Source organism: Kutzneria sp. 744, from assembly GCF_000568255.1.
Taxonomy (GTDB): Bacteria; Actinomycetota; Actinomycetes; order Mycobacteriales; family Pseudonocardiaceae; genus Kutzneria.
Genome location: NZ_KK037166.1, coordinates 10,719,366 through 10,727,163 on the forward strand (window position 1 = coordinate 10,719,366; position 7,798 = coordinate 10,727,163).

Annotated in this window: 4 protein-coding genes; all 4 read left to right on the plus strand. The window is 73.8% G+C overall.

Annotation, left to right across the window (positions count from 1 at the left end; translation table 11 throughout):
- On the plus strand, positions 1-1,136 hold a 1,136-nt coding region (locus KUTG_RS48590), incomplete at its 5' end, for a hypothetical protein (RefSeq protein ID WP_232241351.1).
- A gap of 95 nt (positions 1,137-1,231) precedes the next feature.
- Entirely contained in the window at positions 1,232-3,040 is a 1,809-nt protein-coding gene (locus KUTG_RS48595; protein WP_043726754.1) for a hypothetical protein, read from the plus strand.
- Positions 3,037-7,029, plus strand: coding sequence for a hypothetical protein (locus tag KUTG_RS48600; RefSeq protein WP_043726755.1), 3,993 nt, complete (start codon positions 3,037-3,039; stop codon positions 7,027-7,029). Before KUTG_RS48595 ends, KUTG_RS48600 begins: the two co-directional genes overlap by 4 nt.
- Positions 6,974-7,798 (plus strand): hypothetical protein (locus tag KUTG_RS64860; protein WP_232241352.1); only part of this gene is annotated, 825 nt, incomplete at its 3' end. The genes KUTG_RS48600 and KUTG_RS64860, both read left to right, overlap by 56 nt.

A 7,798-nucleotide genomic window follows, 5' to 3' on the forward strand; every position in this document is an offset into this window, starting at 1 on the left:
GCGGGCGTGGCGTTGTCGGGTGCGGTGGTGCACTGTCGGATGGTGCGGCTGCCTTCGAGCGTGCGCTCCATCAGTGGCTGGGCCGTGACCTGCCGGTCATTACGCCCGCGCACGAGCCGGTGCCCGGCGCGGCGGACGCACTGACCTCGCCGGACGCAGTGCGTTCCCCGGAGCGGGACGACCAGCATGTCGACGAGTCCGGTATGGACCATCTTGGCGACGAGAACCCCGTGGCAGAGCCGGTTTCGATCGTGCCTGCCCGTGGGGCACAGCTCCGCCTGCCCGCGGACGGCACGGAGTTCGCCCTCCTGGAGCACAACGGCAGGCTCATCGACGTGACCGTGGTGACCCGGTCGGCGCAGGGCCTCGACAGCGGTCCGCTCGCTGATCTGCTGGGGGCGCACCGGTCGGCGTGGCTGGACGGATTCGCGGTGCTGCGCTGGTCGACCGAGGCCCCGTCGCTGGCCGGTGCGTTGGGAATCGACCGTGCGGCACTGGAGGACGCCGGCGCGTGGCGGACGCTGGTCGTCGGACCGCTGCCAGTGCCGGTCATCGACGGTGCCCGGCCGGCACAGTCCTCGGTGCTCGTGGACGGTGAGCTGGCGGCCCGTCTCGTGGCCGGGGCGGAGCCGTTCCGCCACCTGCCGGGTGGCAGCGCCCGACCCGCCCTGACCCAGCCCGCCCTCACCCTGGCCGCCTCCACCCCCGAGCAGGCGCCGCACCAGGCCCACCACGCTGCCGACGAGATCACCGAGGCCGAAGACGGTGCTGGCACACGGGATCGCGGCCCGGACGACGACTTCGGCGGCCTGGACCTCCTCGGCCCCGGTGAGCTGGCCGAGCGGGCGCGGCGCGACCGCCCGGCGGTGGAGGGCGACATCGACGGCGCGGGGCTACGCGACGAGATCGCGAAGCTGCTGGGCAGGAAGGCGCGCGGCGACGACAGCATGCTGCGACGCCTGGTCGACTCGGTGTTCTCCGACCAGAGCCTCAAGCAGTACCTTCCCCAGGCGTTCGACGGCGGCATGGTCGTCGACTTCGGCACGCGCGGCAGCCGCGGGGCCGAGGTCACCATCGAAGCGGTGTCGGTCGGCAAGCCGAGGCCGCCTCGCCCCAGAGGAGACGGCCGCCGGTGAGGCGCCCACGCCGACGGTTCCGAGCCGACTCTCGCCGATTCCGGTGCGAGCACGTCCAGGGGCTACTCTCAGACCGCTGTCGGTTGGGGTATACAGTGAGTCACTGCGCCGACGACTTCGGCGGCCTGGACCTCCTCGGCCCCGGTGAGCTGGCCGAGCGGGCGCGGCGCGACCGCCCGGCGGTGGAGGGCGACATCGACGGCGCGGGGCTACGCGACGAGATCGCGAAGCTGCTGGGCAGGAAGGCGCGCGGCGACGACAGCATGCTGCGACGCCTGGTCGACTCGGTGTTCTCCGACCAGAGCCTCAAGCAGTACCTTCCCCAGGCGTTCGACGGCGGCATGGTCGTCGACTTCGGCACGCGCGGCAGCCGCGGGGCCGAGGTCACCATCGAAGCGGTGTCGGTCGGCAAGCCGAGGCCGCCTCGCCCAACAGAGGAGACGGCCGCCGGTGAGGCGCCCACGCCGGACGGTTCCGAGCCGAAGACGGGCAAGTTCCGGCACGAGCACGTCCAGGGGCCGGTGAAGACCTCCATCGGCACGGCCCGCGCCACGGTCGCCACCGACGCCCGGTCCGTCCGGGTGCCGATTCCGTGGCTGGTGGTCGGCGCGAAACTGGGCGGCCTGGTCAACGCGCGTGAGTCCGAGCTCAGCTCCAAGACCTCCCGGGAGACCAAGCTCAAACTGGAGGAGACGGACGTCCCGGCCACTTTCGCCGAGCATGACGTCACCTATCGCATCACGGTCGGCGAGCGCGGCGGCTGGCTGTCGCGGCGCCGGACGGAGCGCGTCGGTCACCACGACGTCCCGATGACGCTGTCCTGGCCGAAGTTTCCGGATTCGTCGCGGGCGCAGCTGCCGAGGATGCGGGTGGAGGCGCTCGAGCACGCCGAGTTCACCGGGATCGGCGACCTCTACCGCACGGTGGTGTCCGAGGCCGGCCTGCGCGTCAACGACCCGGCGGTCCGTGATTTCCGCGCGTGGCTGGAGCAACTGCCGGCCATGGCCTCGGAGCTGCTCGGCGGCCGGGCGGTGCGCGAGCACTTCGCGTTCAACGGCGGCAGGCCCGCCGAAGTGATCCTGGCGCTGCGGGCTCGCGGCGACGTCGCCGAGGCCAGGGGCGAAGGCGTGCCCGGTTGGTCGGGCGAGACCAGCAGGCTGGCCGGCGCCTCGGTGAGCCGGACCGAGCGGGCCAGCGGCGAGACCGTCGCCGCCCAGGCCTACACCCGCCGCCACGGCTTCAGCCTCACGCTCGCCGTCGGCCTGCTCAGCAAGGCCACCGGCGGTTACGCGGGCGTGCTGTGGAACCGCTTCGACAACACGGCCACGGCCGGCAGCGTCGCGGAGCGGCACGGCAGCGAGCTGAAGTTCAGCTACAAGGGCGATCTGGACCGGCTCCGGACCGACCTGACCTACGTCGTCAAGATGGACGGCGGCGGGCGCTCGCCGGCGCATGCCATCACCGTCGATGGGGGTGCGACCGCGTGGTTCCGGCCCGAGGACAAGATGCCCGAGGACGAGATGCCCGGGGCGCCGGCCGACCCGCCGGGCGGTGACCGGTTCGAGGTGCCGGACCGGCTCGGCGCCCGCTTCCGGCTCGACCGGGCCACCGCCGACACCATTGTCGGTCAGGCGCTCAACGAGTTGCTGGCCGCCGGCGCGATCCGTGCCGCCGACGTGCCTCGGCTCGCCGACCGGTTCCGGACGTTCCTCGACGATCACGCGCGCGAGATCGTCAACGGCGACGGCGCGCGCTTCCCGCTCAGCGCCTGGCGCAAGCACGCTCCCGACCTGTTCGTGCGTGGCGTCCTGGACCGGTCGCGGGGCCGGCACGTCGGCGAGGTGCCCTCGCGGACCGTGGACTGGGTTCGTTCGCTGACCCACACCCATTTCCGTTCGACGTGACCAAGGAGGCCGAGCGGGGCTTCGGGCTGACCGCCTCGGCTTACGGGGGCCCGGCCGGCAAGGAGCCCGCCAGCACCGATGGTTCCTCGCCGGCGGCTGGGGACCATGCCGCCGGCGACCCCACGCGCAAGGTTCGTGCCGTGTCCACCGGTGGCAGCCTGACGCTGAGCCGGGACCGGATCGACCGCGACGTCGACAAGGTGGCGCAGCAGGTCGGCGTCGAGCGGAGGACCGCAGCGGACCAGGAGACGCACCGGTTCGTCTATCCGGCCCGCTTCGAGGTCCGGGTCGGTGGCCGCTGGTCTCGGCTGGACACCGCCGCCTGGCGGGAGGGGCACGAACCGGCCCGCCGGCTCGTGCACAGCGAGGGAACCGTGGAGATCGAGGTCCCGCTGCGGGGCGGGCTGGAGACCCGGCCCGGTTCCGGTGCCGAACCGGACCACGCCGGTGCGGCCGGCCGCTGGCACGACGGCCCGCTGCCCGCCGAGCGCGACCGTTCCCTCGGCGAACTGCCGCGCGACTTCGAGCTGGAAGCGCTCAAGCCGGTGCCCGGCCTGCGCGCCGCGATGGCGCAGCTCGTCGGCGTCCCGAGGAAGGGTGGGTGGGTGCGCGCCCTCGCTGTCCCGTTCACCGGCGAGCGACCCGCACGGTTCGACGAGCACAGGGGACGCCACATCGCGGACCGGCAACCCGGCCAGCTGGACGAGCGCAACGCCGCCCTGGACGCGCTGGAGGAGTTCGCCGGTCCCGTCGCGCGCGCCGGCCGCTTCGAGCGGTCCGTGGTGTTCCAGGACACGTTGCGGCTCAAGGCCCACGGCTCCCCGGGGCTATTGGGCAGCCAAGAGCACACCGCGAGGGTCGACCTGAGCACCCGACTGGGTGCGCCGCGGATCATCGCCGAGGACGACGCGCACACGTTCCGCGGCACGGGCCAGGCCGAGTCGTCGAGGGAGAACCTCGCCGAGACCTCCGCCGAGTACAAGGCGCGCTTCAGCGTCTTCCGCACCGAGCCCGTCAGGGGCGTGTTCTCCACCGGCGCCGACCTCGGCCTCGGCGTCGGCAAGGCGCACACCGACGGCATTCTGGTGACCGGCCGCGGGCCGGTGCGAGCCGAGCGCGAGCACACCGAACGCGCCTACCTCGTCAGCTTCGACGCGACCTACCAGCTGCGGGCGGTGGTGCGCCGCAACTTCGGCGACGTGGTCGGGTTCTGGCGCGAGCACGACTCGTTCCGCGGTGAGCGCTGGGTCGAGGTGCCAGACGCCGCGCGAGTGTGGGTGCCCGCCCACGAGATCCACCGGGTCGGTGTGCTGTCCGACGACGAGCTGGCCAAGCTCGACCCGGCCGACGCCGAGCGCTACCGCCGCGACGCCGCCGAGATGGACGTCGCCGAGGTGGACGCGCGCCGGTCGGTGGACGTCGGGCGCCTGAGCCCCATCCCGGAGGGCTCCGAGCGCGGTGACTCGGCCCGCGGCCGGACCGAGCCGGCGCAGCAGCCGGCCGCCGAGGACGACCACCCGCCGGTGGCCGCGCCCGCCGACATCGGCCGTGGCGTGGGCAAGGTCGAGCTGTACCGCCTGGCGGCCGGCGTCGAGCTGGTCCGCCAGATCGAGGACCGGTTGCGGCACTGGACGGAGCATCGCGGCGGGGCCCTGTCGTCCAGCCGGCTGGAGCTGGCGCTGAAAACCCTGGCGGGTCGGCACGGCCGGTTGCTGCCGCGGCACCCGTTCGAGCCGGTCAACGAGCGCCTGGTGCACGACGTGCTGGGGCCGGCGCTCGCGGGCACCGTCGCCGACGCCGCCATCGAGGACATGCTCACCGGCGGACGCACGATCTTCGTCGAGGGCGCCACCCCGTTCGGCAAGGTCGAGCAGGCCGTCGTGCTGCGGGCCGAGCTGGGGGAGGGCCGGTACCACCGGACGATCGACGAGGCCGCCGAGACGATGAGCCTGGAGTCCGAACACGTCGCCGGCACCAGCGACCTGAGCCGCTGGCGCTGGGACGCCGGGCTGCGGCTGCTCGGCAACATCAGCAAGAAGGGCAAGCCGGGCAGCCTGCTGGCCGGCGGGCCCGGCCTCACCCACCGCGCCGGCACCAAGACCGAGGTGAACCTGGTCCGGCGGGAGAGCGTGAAGGCCGAACGGTCCGCGCCGGTCGCCCAGTTCGTGCACGACCTGCACGTCACCATGGACGTGTACCCGTACGCCCGGCCCGGCCACTACGCCAAGGTGCTGCCGCGGTGGCTGCCGAAGCCGGGGCCGCGGCCGGTCGACGAGGTGTGGACCACTCATTTCTCGCTGGCGGGCGCCGTCCGTTCGACGGTGCCGGTCGAGGACGCCATCGCGCCGCACCCCGAGGCGGAGCGGATCCTCGACAGCGTCGACGGGTCGTTCGCGGACTGGCGGCAGCGCGAGGAGCGCGACGGCCTGCCCGAGCAGGCCGTCCTGGTCGTGCGGCCGTTTGCCGCCCCCGAACTGCGCCACGCCATGGACACGGTCATCTCCGGCGGGGACGGCCGGCCCGGCCTGCGCCCGCGGGCGGCACACCAGGTGCGGGCCACGGGCAGCACCACCGCGCTGCGGACGAACCTGCCCGTCCTGCTGTCCGAGCACGGCTACGTCATCAAGGTCAGCGGCGACGCGGTGTCGACCGTCAGGATCAAGCTCGACCTCGTCGGCCGGCAGTTGCTCCGGGTCCTCGACAAGCCCATCGAACAGGAACTGCGCACCGACCGCGAGGTGAAGATCACCGCCGACCGCCGGGGCGAGGTGAGCGTCGCGATCGCGGCGGACGTCCGCGCGGTCACCGTGGACCACGTCCGGAGCCGGCCCACCGTCCCGCTGGTGGACGCCACCGTGCCCATCCTGCCGTGGTCGGTCAAGGACGCCGCCACGATCGCCAGCACCGACCGGAAGCCGGGCGAGGACAACGGCGACCGCCGCTACCTCGTTCGGGTCCGGCCGGTCTGGGAACTCACCCCCGCCTACCGGTCCAAGCGGGCCCCGGCCGAGTGGAGCCACCCGGTGCGGACGGCGCCGGACAAGCCGATCCTGATCGAGGTCGACCGCGCCAGCCTGGAAGCGCTCGGCCTGCACGACCCCGAGCCGGACTCGCCGGTCGCGACGGACGGCGGTCCGCGGCGGCCGCGGACGGCCCGGCCGAACACCGACAGCGCGTTCTCGGCCTTCGTGCCCCGACGCACCCGAAGCCGGCTGCGCTCCAACGGCGGCTGGGACTCCTTCGGCGCGGGCCACGGGCTTCTTCCTCGGCTTCCGCAGCCTCGAACACACGTCACGCGACCTGGCGCCGCCGGCCACCCGACCGGATCCGGGCCGGCTGCTGGGGCTGGCCGACAACGGGGAGATCCGCGCGTTCGAGCACACGGACGTGCTGACGCACCCGCTGGTTCGGCGCGGGAAGACCATCGGCGTGAGTTTCCTGGCCGACCGGGAGCTGCGCTTCGACCGCCGGTGGGCCAAGGGGTACGTGCCCGTCGACGAGACCACGCACTACTTCGGCGAGGGCGTCCGGCCGGTGTTCGAGCTCGGCTGGGGCCATGGCGTTCGCCGTGCCCCCGCGCCGTGGCCGGACGAGCCGTTCTTCGTCAGCACCCACGGGGAGCCGGAGTCGGTGGGGGTGCGGTTGCGGGACGGCGCACTGGTGCGCGTGACGGGCGAGACGCTCGCCCAACTGGTCGCCGTCTCGGAGCCGTTCCGCGCCGTCGTCGGCGCCGACGACGCGCGCGCGATCGCACTGCTGGTCTGCTACGGCGGGGCCGACGCCCGTCCGGGCGGGGTGGCGTTCGAGTTCCAGCGGACCCTGGAGTCGGAGTTCGGCCACAAGCAGCCGGTCGTGGGCGCGACCGCGATCGTGGACATGTGGCAGGACCCGAACTACGCCCGAGGCAACAAGGCGACCCGGTGGATCCGCAGTGTGCTTTCCGGAGAGCTGCCGGGGCCGCGCCGGCCGTCGCGGATCGGCGTCCGTGACGGTGGTCGCTGGCGGGTCTTCTCCTCCGGTTCGGCAGGCTTGCTGGGCGCCGATTCCGCCGGCCGCACCCGGCACTTCACCTCCGGCGAGGTCCACGCCACCCCGCTCGTGCGGGACGGCAGGACGATCGGCCTGTCGTTCCGGCCCAACCGCGCCGTGGACATCCCGGTGGCGCACCACGACTCCTTCCTCGTGGACGCCGCGACCGTGGACGGCCGGTTCCGGCTCCGGCTCGCCGACGGCCGGACGCTGCTCGTCGAAGCACCCGCGCTGGCCAACGTGGTGGCACGGTCCGAGGCGTTCCTCGCGGCAGGCGCGGCGGGCCCGGTCGGCTCGATCACCTTGCTGGCCAAGCCGAGCAGCCCGGCCGGACTGGGCCGCGCGCCCCGTCCGGTGGAGGACTTCCAGCAGGAGCTGACCCACGTGTTCGGCTTCGACCGGCCGGTGCACGTGTCCGGGCAGGGTGCCTGGCGGCAGTCCACCACGGAGCCCCAGCCCGGCCGGGTGGTGCTGGCCGGCGCGTCGTCCCACAGCCGCGGCCTCGACCACCCACGGCCGTCGGTCGGCCGATCGACGTCGTCCGGGGACCCGATCCTGCGCCTCGCACCGACCGCAGCGACCCTGGCCGCTCCGGTCGAGACCGCGGCCGGCCTGCTGCACGGGACCGAGCCGTCCGGCCGGCCGCGGGCTTTCCGCGCGGACGAGGTGGTCGTGGCGCCGCTGGCCAAGCGGGGTCGGATCGTCGGGGCGACCTTCTCGCCGCAGGCG